We start from the raw sequence: 14,831 nt of genomic DNA on the forward strand, positions 1-14,831 counted from the left end.
TATCAAACCGCGGTGTCAGACGCCAACCTCTGGAGCGGCAACGGTGGCCTGACATTCGGACTCCTCACATTCGCCGTTTTGCAATCGCGCCCGCTGCGACGGCTTGCACGACCTGTCTTCGTTATGGGGTCACGCAAGCCTGAATACTATTACACTCCAGCACTCTATGGCGGAACCAGCGGACGCCACGCAAAGCGTCGGATGGGCTCGCCGGAAAGATCCCGGAACAATCCGGGCTGCATCCGGGTGAGTCGCTATGGAACCATGGATCCGTTTCTGCAAAGCGTCGGATGGGCTCGCATCGCATACACGTCGAAATCAAGCCTCGATGTCAGTTGCAGTCCAGGCCTCGCGGGCATTTATGCCGCGACTATGAGAGAGGGCAGTAAGTCGTCTCGATTTCCTATGCCGCCATATGCACCTTCGGTCCAATGGCTCGCGCGTTGAGCCGATCGTGGTGATGCAAGATGACTCATCTGATGACGAGCGACGACGAATATCGCGATTTGATCTACGACGATGCGTATCGGTCGTATCTCATCACCCGAACCAATTCGCTGAATGACTACCGGTTCAACCGGATGTATGGAAAACACACGGGTGTGCGCGGCTTCCTGAAGATCGTGATCAGAGCGATCGCCGCTTCGAAGCTGCGCCGCCTGGAGCGCGAGCTGGAGTTGCGCGGAATCCGCTACGATCGGCGCAATAACGATTGGGTGGTGTGCAAACCCGACCGGACCGGCGTTCGCCAGGGTTGATCGTGGCCAGACTTGTGCCTGCCGACCGAAATTCAACTGTTCGCGTGGAAAATCACATGCGCCAGCTTCCGTTTTTCGTATTATTTCGGTTCTTTACTCCACAGTGCTGTCGGCGTTAGGGCGCAAAAAGTGGGTTCTCGATCGCGCTTCTCCGGCGGCACATGAGTTAAAGTAACCAGTTCCCCAGAATTACGCGAAAACACCGCTACCGCGCACGGGCGCTGCGTGAGGAAAGCCCTCTCCATAAATCGTTGTCGTGTTTGACGGACTTGCTGACCACAGAAGTTTTCGGTTGGTCCATTTCGACGGCTGCCGCGAACACGCGTTTGAGGTGACGATCGTCGATGCGTGCAAGATATTGCCGCAAGACCATGGCATTAAGTTTATCCGGCCGGAGGATAGCTGCGCAAAGTTCAGCGCTGGTCTTTCGGAAGAAGCTGAACTCAGGCTTGATGTTCTGTTTGGGGCCAAGTCCATCGATCTCGGCCCCAATCATCAGTACGGCCAGTCTGTCGGCGTCGTCGAGTGTTACGGCGAATCGCAGAATCGCGAGTTGCCAGGCGCGCAGTGTTCTTGCATGTCGTTCCATGCCGGAAACTTCCGCGACCTAGCCGAAATTATCGCAGCAGACAGGTTCATAGAGCGGCAAGGCGTCTCGCGGCGCGATGTGGACACTGGTCGGGCGCGCCGGGGTGCTGACGTGCTGGGCGTCAGCGAATGCATTCAGGATGGCCAGCGGCAAATCCGTGTGACGGGCCTCGATGGATCGGTCGAGCCAGGCCGGAAGCTCACGCTCGCGCGACAGTGCGCAATACCACTCGCCCCCGTCATAGGCGATACGTCGCACTTGCCATAACGGCAATTTCAGATCGATCAACGCAAGCGCAGCATCGGTCCATGCTCCCGATGCAACCAACCGTTCGATCCGTGCTGTCTTTTCGGCCTGACCGGTCGAGGGCAACCGCCGGCAGGTTTCGCCGATGATGTCGGAGATGAGCTCTGCCGTCACGGTGTGCGTATTGCGCAGCCGGTGATTGAGTTCGGCGGGTCGTCGGCGTTCTGAAAAAGCAAACATGACCGTATCTCACTTCAAGCAAGGCCGCGATCTGCGGCCGCACCCGCAAGATGGTCAAAACGCCATTTGAAAACGAGGTGGAGTGAGGGTTCATAAAATAGGCACGTCATAAGAAGAGGTGGGAAGGCAATCCCCCATGACCAATGGGTGATCCGGCATCTCGGCCCTCCGTTTGGGCGATGAGGCAGATGCGTCGTCAACAAAGATAAGGAGTTACGGATTCCGGCGCTCGCCGGGCAATTCCAGATGAAACCGGATCACTATGAGATTCCTATAACGTTGCCGTCGCATCCACCTCGAAAAGATATGTGCAAGCTGGCACCTCATGGTCGTTCGCGATCAGCGTCAATGGTCGTTGATCCAACGCAATACGCTCGACTGAAAGAGTCGTAAGGCGGCAAACGCAAGCAAGCGCGGCAAGGAGCTTCTCCCATGTGGGACATCGTCATACTCGCCCTTGGCTTCGGCTTCTTCGTGGCGGGAATAGGCTACGCTTACGTCTGTGAGCGGCTGTAACGGAGCAGAGCCATGATCTTCGATTACTCACTTGCCGGAGTCGTGTCGCTGGGCCTGCTGTTCTACCTGACCTACGCGCTGCTGAGGCCCGAGCGGTTCTGATCGTTTAGTCACCGATCACGCGCAAATTCAAAGGCACATCCCGATGACTTTCATTGGCTGGGTTCAAATCATTCTGTACTGCGCGGTCGTGGTAGCGCTGGTCAAACCGCTTGGCGGGTACATGACCCGCGTATTCAACGGCGAATCCACGTTTCTGTCTCCGGCGTTGCGTCCGGTCGAGCGCGGGCTTTACTGGGTCGGCGGTGTCGATGAGAGGCGCGAGCAGCACTGGCTGACCTATACGGTTGCGATGCTGCTGTTCCATGTCGGCGGCTTTCTTATCATCTACGGCCTGATGCGGCTGCAGGCGCTGTTGCCGTTTAACCCGCAGGAGCAGTCCGCGGTCGCTGAAGACCTTTCCTTCAACACCGCGATCTCCTTCATCACCAACACCAACTGGCAGAACTACGGCGGCGAAAGCACGCTGTCTTATTTGACGCAGATGGTCGGCCTGACGCATCAGAATTTCCTGTCGGCCGCGACCGGTATTGCGCTCGCGGTGGCGTTGATCCGCGGCTTCGCCCGTTCTTCAATGCGCACTATCGGCAATTTCTGGGTCGATGTAACCCGTTGCACACTCTATGTGCTGCTGCCGATCTGTGTCGTCTATGCGCTGTTCCTGGTCTGGCAGGGCGTACCGCAGACGCTGGGCCCTTACATCGACGCCACGACGCTCGAGGGCGCCAAGCAGACCATCGCAGTGGGCCCAGTTGCGTCACAGGTCGCGATCAAGTTGCTCGGCACCAATGGCGGCGGCTTCTTCAACGCCAATGCCGCGCATCCCTTCGAAAATCCGACTGCGTTGTCGAATTTTACCCAGATGCTCGCGATCTTCGCGCTTGGCGCGGCGCTGACCAACGTGTTCGGCCGCATGGTCGGCAACCAGCGTCAGGGTTGGGCTATCCTCGCGGTGATGGGTGTGCTGTTCATCGCTGGCGTGACCGTCACCTACTGGGCTGAAGCCAACGGCACCACCGCCATGCACGCGCTGGGGCTGACCGGCGGCAACATGGAGGGCAAGGAAGTCCGCTTCGGCATCGTCGCTTCCAGCCTGTTCGCGGTCGTTACCACGGCGGCCTCATGTGGTGCGGTCAACGCCATGCACGACTCGTTCACCGCGCTCGGTGGCATGATCCCGCTGATCAATATGCAGCTCGGCGAAATCATTGTCGGCGGTGTTGGCGCCGGCATATATGGCATGTTGCTGTTCATTGTGCTGGCGATTTTCGTCGCCGGGCTGATGGTCGGTCGCACACCCGAATACGTCGGCAAGAAGATCGAGGCGCGCGAGGTCAAGATGGCGATGCTCGCGATCCTGGTCTTGCCGTTGATGATCCTTGGCTGGACGGCGGTTGCGGTTGTATTCCCGTCGGCGGTGGCGTCGATGGCCAACGCCGGTCCGCACGGGTTCACCGAGGTGCTTTACGCCTACAGCTCCCAAACCGGCAATAACGGCTCTGCTTTCGCAGGCCTTACCGGCAATACCTTCTTCTACAATCTGACCGGAGCGATGGCGATGTTCGTCGGCCGCTTCTTCATGATCGTTCCGGCCATGGCGATCGCGGGCTCGCTTGCGGAAAAGAAATCGATTCCTCCGTCGGTAGGTACGTTCCCGACCACGGGCGGCCTGTTCGTCGGGCTCGTCATCGGCGTGATCCTGATCCTCGGCGGCCTCACCTTCTTCCCGGCGCTTGCGCTCGGGCCGATCGTCGAGCACCTCGCGATGAACGCCCACACGCTGTTCTGATCGATTCCCTTTTCGGAGTTACTTCCATGGAAGCTATGAAACTGCAGAAAAAGGTGACGGCGTCGGCGATGCTCGATCCCAGAATCCTGATGCCTGCAATCAGATCGGCCTTCGTCAAGCTCGATCCGCGCCTGATGATCAAGAGCCCCGTGATGTTCGTGGTCGAAGTCGTCGCGGTGCTGACCACGGTCATCTTCCTGCGCGACCTTGTCACCGGCGGTGCAGATCTCGGATTCACGTTTCAGATCATCCTGTGGCTATGGTTCACGGTACTGTTCGCGAATTTCGCCGAAGCCGTCGCCGAAGGCCGTGGCAAGGCGCAGGCCGAGTCGCTGAAGAAAACCCGCACCGAGAGCCAGGCGAAGCTGCTGACGGACTCCGACAATAGCTATCGTCTGGTGCCCGGCACAGCGCTCAAGGTTGGCGACATTGTTCTGGTCGAGGCGGGCGATAACATCCCGTCTGACGGCGAGGTGATCGAAGGCGTTGCCTCTGTGAACGAGGCCGCTATCACGGGTGAATCCGCGCCTGTGATCCGCGAGTCCGGCGGCGACCGCTCGGCGGTGACCGGCGGCACGCAGGTATTGTCGGACTGGATTCGCGTCCGCATCACCGCCGCGCAAGGCGCGACTTTCATCGACCGTATGATCAAGCTGGTCGAGGGCGCGGAGCGACAGAAGACGCCAAACGAGATCGCGCTCAACATCCTGCTAGCCGGGTTGACCATCATTTTCGTGTTTGCGACCGTCACGATCCCGAGCTACGCGGCCTATGCCGGCGGCTCGATCTCGGTGGTCGTGCTGGTGGCGCTATTCGTCACCTTGATCCCGACCACGATCGGCGCGCTATTGTCGGCGATCGGTATCGCCGGCATGGACCGGCTGGTGCGCTTCAATGTGCTGGCGATGTCCGGCCGTGCGGTTGAGGCCGCAGGCGATGTCGATACGCTGCTGCTCGACAAGACCGGTACCATTACGCTGGGCAACCGCCAGGCGACCGCGTTTTGTCCCGTGCGCGGCGTTACCGAGCGGGAACTGGCGGATGCGGCACAGCTTGCTTCGCTAGCCGACGAAACACCCGAAGGTCGGTCGATCGTCGTGCTGGCCAAGGAGAAGTACAGCATCCGAGGCCGCGACATGCATGAGCTTGCCGCCACGTTCGTCCCCTTTACGGCGCAGACCCGCATGAGCGGCATCGATGCGGGGTCTTTGTCGGTCCGCAAGGGTGCGGTGGATGCGATCCTCAACTACGTTGGAAGCGGAACGTCGCAATCCATGGCTTCCGGAAACACCGTCAGGGCGATCCAGGCCATCGCGGGTTCCGATGTTGCCCGCGAGATCCAGGCAATCTCCGAAGAGATATCAAAAGCTGGCGGTACGCCGCTCGCGGTAGCCAAGGATGGCCGCCTGCTTGGCGTCATTCACCTGAAGGACATCGTCAAGGGTGGCATTCGCGAACGCTTTGCCGAGTTGCGCCGCATGGGCATCCGCACGGTCATGATAACCGGCGATAACCCGATGACGGCGGCGGCCATCGCGGCCGAAGCCGGGGTCGACGACTTTTTGGCCCAGGCGACGCCCGAGGACAAGCTGAAGCTGATCCGCGCCGAGCAGGCCAAGGGCAAGCTGGTGGCGATGTGCGGCGACGGCACCAATGACGCGCCGGCGCTTGCACAAGCCGATGTCGGCGTCGCCATGAACACCGGCACGCAAGCTGCACGCGAGGCTGGCAACATGGTCGATCTCGATTCCAACCCGACCAAGCTGATCGAGGTGGTGGAGATCGGCAAGCAGCTCCTGATGACCCGTGGCGCCCTGACCACATTCTCCATCGCCAACGACGTTGCAAAATACTTTGCCATCATCCCCGCGATGTTCCTGGCGTTCTATCCGCAACTCAAGGTGCTCAACATCATGAATCTGGCGAGCCCGCAGAGCGCCATCCTGTCAGCGATCATCTTCAACGCGCTGATCATCATCGCGTTGATTCCGTTGGCGTTGAAGGGCGTTTCCTATCGCGCCGTCGAGGCAGGGGCGCTCTTGCGCCGTAACATGATGATCTACGGCCTCGGCGGTATCATTATTCCCTTTATCGGCATCAAGGCCATCGATCTCGCCGTTGCCGCGCTGGGCCTGGTATGAGGAGTTACGCACATGCTTAGAGAAATCCGTCCTGCCATCCTCATCCTGCTGCTCCTGACTGCGATCACGGGCGTGGCCTATCCGCTTGCGATCACCGGGATCGCCGGAGCGATCTTTCCGAAGCAGGCGCAAGGCAGCCTGATCGAGAAGGACGGCAAGGTGATCGGCTCCGCCCTGATCGGGCAGGAATTCAAGAGCGACAGATACTTCCACGGCCGGCCCTCGGCGACCCTGGGGCCCGACCCGGCCGACTCCACCAAGACGGTGTCGACGCCTTACAATGCCGCCAATTCCGGCGGCTCCAACCTCGGCCCGACCAGTAAGGCGCTGAATGACCGGCTCACGAAGGACATCGAGAAGCTGAAAGCGGAAAATTCGTCCGCCGCGATACCGGCCGATCTCGTCACCACCTCGGCCAGCGGCCTCGATCCTGACATTTCGCCCGATGGCGCGCTGTTCCAGGTGCCGCGCGTCGCCAAGGCCCGCAATATGACGGAGGATCGTGTCCGCCAGCTCGTCACCGAGACCACCAAAGACCGCCTCGCCGGGTTTCTCGGTGAACCGCGCGTCAACGTCCTGGCGCTCAACCTGGCACTGGACGCGGCCTCCAAATAACGGCGGCTAGGCTCAACCGGACGCGGCGACTATGATGCTTTATGGCAAATCGCGACGTTAAACAGCGGCCTTCGCCGGATGCGCTACTGGAGGCTGCCCGGCGGGAAAACGACCAGGCCGGCCGGTTGAAAATCTTTGTCGGCGCCGCGCCCGGCGTCGGCAAGACCTACGAAATGTTGCAGAGCGCGCATGCCAAGAAGAAGGCCGGCGCAGATGTCGTCGTCGGTATCGTGGAGACCCATGGACGGGTGGAGACAGAGGCCCTGTTGCAAGGGCTTGAGGTGTTGCCGCGCAAGCGGATCAGCTACAAGGACCAGACGCTCGAGGAGATGGATCTCGACGCGCTGATCGCTCGGCGGCCGCAGATCGCTCTGGTCGACGAACTCGCCCACACCAATGCGCCAGGCAGCCGTCATCCCAAACGCTATCTCGACGTCGAGGAACTGCTCTCTCACGGTATCGACGTCTATACCGCCGTTAATATCCAGCATATCGAAAGCCTCAACGACGTGGTCGCCCAGATCACGCATGTCCGGGTGCGCGAGACTGTGCCGGATTCGGTGTTCGACGGCGCAGATGCGATCGAATTGGTTGATCTCACGCCTGACGATCTGATCCAGCGGCTAAAGGAGGGCAAGGTCTACGTCCCCAGGCAGGCCGAGCACGCACTGGAACATTACTTCTCGCCGGGCAATCTGACCGCGCTGCGCGAGCTGGCGCTGCGGCGGACTGCCGAACGCGTCGACGAACAACTGCTGACCCATATGCAGGCTAACGCGATCGCTGGCCCCTGGGCAGCGGGCGAGCGCATCCTGGTCTGTATCAACGAGGATTCGCGGGCGGCGGGACTGGTGCGCTACACCAAGCGGCTGGCAGACCGTCTGCATGCGCCATGGACCGCGCTCAGCATCGAGACTCCACGCAGCCTGCAACTGACCGACGAACAGCGCGACCGGCTGGCCGATACGCTGCGGCTGGCGGAAGCGCTGGGCGGCGAGGCGCTCACTATTCCCGGCGTTGGGCGCCGGATCGCCGACGACATTATTGGTTTCGCGCAGGCCAACAACATCACACAGATCATCATCGGGAAGTCGATGCGCTCCTGGTGGTTCGAGATGCGGCGCGGCTCGGTGGTGCACAGTCTGGTGCGGCGGGCTGGTAACATCAGCGTCAACGTGATCGCCGGCGAAGAACTCGCGGCGGAGCCGGTGCCGAAGAAGACGGTGCGCACGGCCGACCGTTCGGATCCGTTCGATCCGGTGCCCTATGCGGTATCGCTGCTGCTGGTTGCCGTGGCGCTTGGCGTAAACCTCTTGATCCATCCGTGGATGGGTATCGAAAATCTCGATCTTGTTTTTTTGACGGCGGTGGTCGGGGCGGCCGTCCGTTATGGCTTGTTGCCGTCGACGCTGGCCAGCGTCGTCGCATCGCTCTGCTACAATTTCTTTTTTCTGCCGCCTGTTTACGCCTTTACGATCACCGATCCGACCAACGTCGCGGCATTCTTTTTCTTCATGCTGATTGCGATCCTTGTTTCCAATGTCGCTGCGCGGGTTCGCACCCAGGCGGTGTCAGCGATCGGCAGGGTGCGGACCACCGAATCTCTCTATGCTTTCAGCCGCAAGCTCGCAGGCACCGCGACGCTCGACGACGTGTTGTGGGCGACCGCTTATCAGACCGCCTTGATGCTCGGGGTGAGGGTGGTGCTGCTGTTGCCCGAGCACGGAGTTCTCACCGTCAAGACAGGATATCCGCCGGAGGATCAACTCGACCAGGCCGACCTTGCTGCGGCCAACTGGGCATGGAGCAACGACCGCCCGGCCGGGCGCGGTGCGGATACGCTGCCGGGCGCCAAGCGCCTGTTCCTGCCGATGCGGACAGGACGTGGACCGATCGGCGTCATCGGCATCGACGACGACCGGACCGGGCCGCTGCTGACGCCGGACCAGCGCCGTCTGCTCGATGCGCTGGTGGATCAGGGCGCGCTGGCGATCGAACGGGTGCAACTGGTGGAGGACATGGATCGCGTCAAGCGCACCGTGGAGTCGGATCGCTTGCGGCAGGCGCTGGTGACCTCGATCTCGCACGATCTCAAGACGCCGTTGGCGTCAGTCCTCGGCGCTGCCTCGACCATGCGCGATCTCGCCAGCGGCCTCAGCGAACCGGAAAAGCGCGACCTGCTCGCCACGGTGATCGACGAGTCCGAACGGCTCAACCGTTTCATCGCCAATCTGCTCGATATGACCAAGCTGGAATCCGGCGCGATCGTCCCCAATACCGCGCCGCACGACACCGGCGAGATCATAGGCAGCGTGTTGCGGCGCGCTGGCAAAATCCTCGTGCATCACAAAGTATCGCTCGAGCTTGGCGCCGATCTGCCGATGCTGGAACTCGACGCGGTGCTGTTCGAGCAGGTGCTGTTCAATCTCCTGGACAACGCGGCGAAATATGCTCCGGCCGACACCACGATATCGATCCGGGGTTTCCGCGATGAGAATTGGGTGTTGCTGCAAATTCTCGATGAGGGCGCGGGCATTCCACCGGCGGAGCTGGAGATGATCTTTGATAAATTCTATCGCGTCCAGAAGGGCGACCACGTCCGCCCCGGCACCGGGCTTGGCCTTGCGATCTCGCGTGGCTTCGTCGAGGCTATGCGTGGCACCATCATCGCAGCCAATCGCACCGACCGCAGTGGCGCCATGCTGACGATCCGGCTACCGATCCCTGCGTCATCAAATACGCTGGATACCGCCGCATGAACGCCAGCCCCATCAAGGTTCTGGTCATCGACGACGAGCCGCCGATCCGCAAACTATTACGGATGGGGTTGAGCACGCAGGGCTACGAGATCCTGGAAGCCTCCAACGGCAAGATCGCACTCGAATTGCTGGACCAGAAGCCGGCGCTTATCATTCTCGATCTCGGGTTACCCGACATCCAGGGTCATGACTTGCTGCGGATGATCCGTGGCCGTAACGAAAGTGTCCCGATCGTGGTGTTGTCGAGTCGCGGGGATGAGGCCGGCAAGGTCCAGGCGCTCGATCTTGGCGCCGACGACTACCTCACAAAGCCGTTCGGAATGGAGGAACTGCTCGCCCGCATGCGCGCGGCGCTGCGGCATCAATTGCAGGTCCAAGGCGAGCGCCCGGTGTTCCGGTCGGGTGATCTCTCGGTCGATCTCGTGCGCCGCCTCGTCAAGGTCGGCGAACTGGAGGTCAAGCTGTCGCCGAAGGAGTATGAACTGCTGCGCGTCCTGGTGCAGCACGCCGGCAAGGTGTTGACCCATCGCTTTCTGCTGAAGGAATTGTGGGATGAATTGACCGATGCGCAGTATCTGCGGGTCTATGTGCGCCAACTCCGGCAAAAGATCGAAGCCGATCCGGAGCGCCCGCAGTTCGTCCTGACCGAAACCGGGATAGGCTATCGGCTGCGCGCGCCCGATTAGATCGTCAAATTCCTTCGCTGACGAGAGATCTGATCGATGCTTCCAGCGATGCGTCCTGTTGGAGCAGCCGTGGAAATCTCCGACCTGCAAACGCGACCGATGAGTGGGGCCGAGCTGACTTCATCGCCGGTGTAAGGTCGGAATCATCCCGGTGAAATCGGGCAGTTGCAACGCGCACGCTTGCTTCATTGGAAACGGTCCCCTAAACTTGAGATATCATTGCAATTATGGTGTATCGATGAGACCGCGACTGGCTGATGTGGCTCGCATGGCAGGCGTGGATGTTTCAACGGCATCCCGCGTGCTTCGCGGTGAAACGAATCAGCGTATTCGCGATGAGACCCGTGAACGCATTTTAAAAAGCGCGCGTGCGCTGGATTATTCGCCGAACACGCTTGCTCAGGGTTTGCGAACATCGCGAAGCCAGACTCTCGGTTTGATCGTTCCGCAGCTCGATAACCCGGTATTTTCGTCGGCAATCCGGGGGGCGGAGAAATCTTCGGCGCGGCATGGTTATTCGCTGCTGATTGCGCATCGCGAGCCCGGCGCAACCGACGCGGTCTATCATCGTCTGTCGCACGGTAATCGCGCCGATGGGCTGCTCGTCGCCAGTCTCGACGACGACGGTCTGTTGCGCGAGGAACTGGAATCGACTCACACCCCCTTCGTGCTTCTCAATCGGCAGTTGCCGGGCAGTCCCTATTGCGTTGTTCTGGATAGCCGCGCGGCCGCTGGAATTGCTGTCGATCATCTGGCGCAGATGGGCCACAAACGGATTGCGCATCTCGCGGGGCGGCCGGGTGGATTCAATGCCGGCGAGCGCCTTGCGGGCTATCGCGACGGCCTCGCGCGTCACGGCATTCCGTTCGATCCGAACCTTGTCGCTGTCGCGGGATACACCGCGGAGGGCGGGGCCGCTGCGATGCGTGGTCTTCTTGCGCAGAAGCCAACGGCGGTTTTGGGTGCGACGCTGGTGACGGCGGCCGGAGCAATGGCTGTCTTGCATGAGGCGGGCCTGCAAATCCCGCGCGACATATCGGTGATCGGTCTGCACGATGCGCCTGTTGCGACCATGCTCTATCCGCAACTCACATCAGTGAAGATGCCCACTGAACTGATGGGCGAGATTGCATCGGACCTGCTGATCGATCTCTTGAACGGCGGCACGCCGCAGCCCGTTGCACCATTGGCGCCGGACGGGCTTGTCGTTCGCGCCTCCACAGGCCCTGTTCCACGCTAAATTTTTAACTTGACCAAGAAGGGAGATTGTACGACGTTTGAACAAACGATTGCGCAAACGATTTGTTCAATTGTCAGAAATGATGCGATCAGGGAGTACGTCGAGTGAGCGTGGCGAATTTGGCCTCTGGACAGGGGCTGTCATGACCGCAAGCACCATCGCTAAAGTTCGCGACACCGACCATGTCGACGCAGATCTTGCGTCCGCTTTCGGTGCCATTGTCGGCAGCGCCAATGTCCTGACGTCCTTTGATGAACGGCTCGGCTATTCGCGGGATCGGCTGCCATTCGCGGTCTTCCGCGAGCGAGTGGGGGAAATCGCCGGCGCGGTGCCGCGTCTTGTCGTTCGTCCCGGCAACCCGGACGAAATCGTTCGCGTCGTTCAGCTCGCAAAAGCGCGCAATGTCCCGGTCATTCCTTATGGAAATGGCTCGGGTGTGCTTGGCGGCGCTATTCCGTTGGGCGGCGAAATCATGGTGGACACCCGCCGGCTCGACAAGATTATTTCCATCAATCCGACCGATGCAGTTGTGACCGTGCAGGCCGGCACGAACGGCGCGGATTTCGAGCGCCAACTCAACGAGGCCGGATACACCAGCGGGCATCTGCCGCAGTCCATCGAGATTTCGACCGTCGGGGGCTGGCTCGCCTGCCGGGGCGGCGGTCAGTTGAGCAGCCGGTACGGAAAGATCGAGGACATTGTCGTCGGCTTGAAGGCTGTGCTGCCGGATGGTGCGCCGCTCGAAGTACGGCCTGTTGCGCGGCGCGCAGTTGGCCCCTCGATTCGCGACCTGATGATCGGGAGCGAAGGCACGCTGGGAATCATCACCGAGGCGACGCTGCGTATTTTCAGGAAGCCGGCGGTGGAGCGCGGCGTCGTGCTTGCATTCCCTTCGCTTCAGGCGGCGCTTGATAGTGCACGCCTTATCATGCAGGCGGAACTACGTCCGTCGATCGTACGCCTTTACGACCGGGTCGAGAGTGACGAGCGGACCAAGGATATCGCCCTGTTCAAGACCAAGCCGTTTCTCGCGGTGCTGCAATTCGCCGGCAGCGAGCCGGTGGTGACGGCCGAACAGGATATGGCACTGGAGATCGCTGCGGCGCAGGGCGGTGAGGTCGGTCCCGACGGCCCGTACCAGCACTGGAGGCAAAATCGCTACGTTGCCTATTCCCAGAAATGGCATGACGCAGGCTATTTCAACGATACCATCGAAGTGACCGGCAACTGGTCGTCGATCCCCGCGATGTATGACGCCATCGGCAAGGCCGTGCGGGCCATTCATTCCGGCGTACATTTCGGCGCGCACTGGTCGCACGTCTATCCGGAAGGCGCCTGCCAATACATGACGGTGCGGTTGCCGCCGATGCCGGAAGCTCAGGCGCTGCCGATTCACGAGAAGCTCTGGGACGCCGTGCAGCAGCTGACGCTGGATCATGGCGGGTCGATCTCGCACCATCATGGAGCGGGTCTGTTCCGCAATCCGTGGATGAAGCGTGAATTGGGTTCCGGCCTCGCGGTGTTGCAGGCGATCAAGGACGCCCTCGATCCGGGCAATCTGTTCAATCCCGGCAAGATCGGCTTGCGCGCGAGCGCGAATGCGAAAGACATTCGCCGTGATTGACATGGCCCGCATCGGCGCTGCCGTCGGGGAGGGTGCAGGCCATGGCTGCGTCTGATCCTCTTCTGGTCGGCATCGATCTCGGCGCCGGTTCGCTCAAGATCAGCATCATCAAGGTTGATGGTTCGCTGGTCAGTGAGGCGTCCGCGCCGGTTGCGACATCGTCGCCACATCCGGGTTGGAGCGAACAGAACCCGGAGGGCTGGTGGATCGCGGCGTGCGATGCGTTGCGCCGCGGCCTGAAAGCCTCTGGCCGCCCTGCATCGGACATTGCCGCGATTTCGTTTTCCGCCGGCGCTCACACGCAAGTGCTGGAGGATGCCGACGGCCGCGTGATCCGCCCGGCCATTCTCTGGAACGATCAGCGCAGCCGCGATGAGACGCAACAGCTTCGCGACAAGGCCGATGCGCGCATTCTCGAGATCGGGGCAAATCGTGCCAACCCGACCTGGACGCTGCCGCAGATGCTGTGGCTGCGGACGCATGAGCCGGACGCATTCGCGCGTGTGAAGCGGCTGTATGTCGCCAAGGACTGGCTGCGCGCGCAATTCACCGGCACCTGGGAAACCGACACCATCGATGCGCTCGGCACCCTGATGCTGGATGCGCAGACCGCCGAATGGTCGAAAGAACTGTGTGAGATGATCGGCTGGCCGATGGCGACGCTGCCGCCGATCGTAAAGCCGAGCGCGGTGGTCGGCAAGGTGACGGCAAAGGCTGCGCAGGCGACGGGTCTGGCCGAGGGCACGCCGGTGGTTTGCGGCACGTCCGACACCGCAGCCGAGACATTCGGCGCGGGCATGGTGCGCGAAGGCATGGGCGTCGTGAAACTCGCGACGGCGGCGACCGTGAATGTGCTGTCCCCGAAGCCGAGACCGGATTTCTCGTTGATCAACTACTATCACGTCGTGCCGGATCACTGGTACGTCATCGCCGCCACCAACTCCTGCGCGTCCGCGCATAAGTGGCTGCGCGATACGTTCTTCCGCCGCGAGGGTGAGGACGGCAGCGCGGTGTTCGATGCCATGGACGCCCGTGCGGCCGCTGTGCAACCGGGCTCAGAAGGCTTGTTCTTCCATCCGTACCTGAATGGCGAGCGCAGCCCGTACTGGGATCCGCTGTTGCGCGCGGATTTTGTCGGCGCGGGCTTCAATCATGGCAGCGGTCATTTTGTCCGTGCGCTCTATGAGGGCGTGGCCTATTCGCTGCGGGATTGTCTCGAGGTCATGAAGTCCAAGGGGCTCGGCTTCTCGACCGCGCGCCTGACGGGTGGTGGAGCGCGCAGCGCCTTGTGGCGGCAGATCGTCGCCGATGTGCTGAACATCACGGTCGAGCTTCCTGCCGTCGCGGATGCCTCGTTTGGCGCCGCATTGCTGGCGGGCGTGGGAATCGGCGTCTTCAAGGACGAGCGTTCCGCAGCCGATGTCGTCCGCATTGTATCGCGAGCGGTGCCCGACCCGGCGCGGGCTGCGGTCTACGATCGGGGTTTCCCGATCTACCGCGATATTCAGGCGGCGCTCGCGCCGATCAATCATCGCATCCACGGTTTCGTGGCCGGCCAAGGCAAGTGA

At 61.2% G+C, this 14,831-nt stretch carries 12 protein-coding genes; 10 read left to right on the plus strand and 2 right to left on the minus strand.

Annotated features, from left to right (window positions below; all coding sequences use genetic code 11):
• Positions 1-467 precede the first annotated feature (467 nt).
• Complete coding sequence (locus ASC80_RS01025) at positions 468-758, plus strand: hypothetical protein (protein WP_056292009.1); 291 nt, start codon at positions 468-470, stop codon at positions 756-758.
• A gap of 205 nt (positions 759-963) precedes the next feature.
• Here the strand turns inward: ASC80_RS01025 and ASC80_RS01030 are convergent, their stop codons facing one another.
• Both ASC80_RS01030 and ASC80_RS01035 read right to left on the minus strand, forming a co-directional pair.
• Positions 964-1,347, minus strand: coding sequence for a hypothetical protein (locus ASC80_RS01030; RefSeq protein ID WP_056292010.1), 384 nt, complete (start codon positions 1,345-1,347; stop codon positions 964-966).
• 18 nt (positions 1,348-1,365) lie between these two features.
• The gene (locus ASC80_RS01035) at positions 1,366-1,833 is read right to left on the minus strand and encodes a hypothetical protein (protein WP_056292011.1); all 468 of its coding nucleotides are present in this window, start codon (positions 1,831-1,833) and stop codon (positions 1,366-1,368) included.
• A gap of 528 nt (positions 1,834-2,361) precedes the next feature.
• Here ASC80_RS01035 and ASC80_RS01040 point away from each other — a divergent pair.
• The 9 genes from ASC80_RS01040 (at position 2,362) to xylB (ending at position 14,831) form a co-directional block, all read left to right on the plus strand.
• Positions 2,362-2,451, plus strand: a complete 90-nt coding sequence (locus tag ASC80_RS01040; RefSeq protein ID WP_007595755.1) for a K(+)-transporting ATPase subunit F — start codon at positions 2,362-2,364, stop codon at positions 2,449-2,451.
• A 43-nt stretch (positions 2,452-2,494) separates the two neighbouring features.
• Positions 2,495-4,198 carry a potassium-transporting ATPase subunit KdpA gene (kdpA, locus tag ASC80_RS01045; protein ID WP_056292013.1) on the plus strand — a complete coding sequence of 568 codons (1,704 nt, stop codon included), beginning with the start codon at positions 2,495-2,497 and terminating at the stop codon, positions 4,196-4,198.
• Positions 4,199-4,224: 26 nt separating this feature from the next.
• Positions 4,225-6,339 carry a potassium-transporting ATPase subunit KdpB gene (kdpB, locus tag ASC80_RS01050; RefSeq protein WP_056292016.1) on the plus strand — a complete coding sequence of 705 codons (2,115 nt, stop codon included), beginning with the start codon at positions 4,225-4,227 and terminating at the stop codon, positions 6,337-6,339.
• Positions 6,340-6,351: 12 nt separating this feature from the next.
• The gene (locus tag ASC80_RS01055; protein WP_056292018.1) at positions 6,352-6,954 is read left to right on the plus strand and encodes a K(+)-transporting ATPase subunit C; all 603 of its coding nucleotides are present in this window, start codon (positions 6,352-6,354) and stop codon (positions 6,952-6,954) included.
• 41 nt (positions 6,955-6,995) lie between these two features.
• Positions 6,996-9,713 (plus strand): DUF4118 domain-containing protein, encoded by a 2,718-nt coding sequence (locus tag ASC80_RS01060; RefSeq protein WP_056292020.1) that lies wholly within the window; start codon positions 6,996-6,998, stop codon positions 9,711-9,713.
• Positions 9,710-10,399: a response regulator gene (locus ASC80_RS01065; RefSeq protein ID WP_056292023.1), complete on the plus strand. Its 690-nt coding sequence runs from the start codon at positions 9,710-9,712 to the stop codon at positions 10,397-10,399. The genes ASC80_RS01060 and ASC80_RS01065 overlap by 4 nt, the downstream gene beginning before the upstream one ends.
• A 238-nt stretch (positions 10,400-10,637) precedes the next feature.
• Positions 10,638-11,639 carry a LacI family DNA-binding transcriptional regulator gene (locus tag ASC80_RS01070; protein ID WP_056292024.1) on the plus strand — a complete coding sequence of 334 codons (1,002 nt, stop codon included), beginning with the start codon at positions 10,638-10,640 and terminating at the stop codon, positions 11,637-11,639.
• Positions 11,640-11,781: 142 nt separating this feature from the next.
• The gene (locus ASC80_RS01075) at positions 11,782-13,263 is read left to right on the plus strand and encodes an FAD-binding oxidoreductase (protein ID WP_056292026.1); all 1,482 of its coding nucleotides are present in this window, start codon (positions 11,782-11,784) and stop codon (positions 13,261-13,263) included.
• A 41-nt stretch (positions 13,264-13,304) separates the two neighbouring features.
• The gene (gene xylB / locus ASC80_RS01080; RefSeq protein ID WP_056292029.1) at positions 13,305-14,831 is read left to right on the plus strand and encodes a xylulokinase; all 1,527 of its coding nucleotides are present in this window, start codon (positions 13,305-13,307) and stop codon (positions 14,829-14,831) included.

The organism is Afipia sp. Root123D2, assembly GCF_001425835.1.
Lineage (GTDB): Bacteria > Pseudomonadota > Alphaproteobacteria > Rhizobiales > Xanthobacteraceae > Afipia.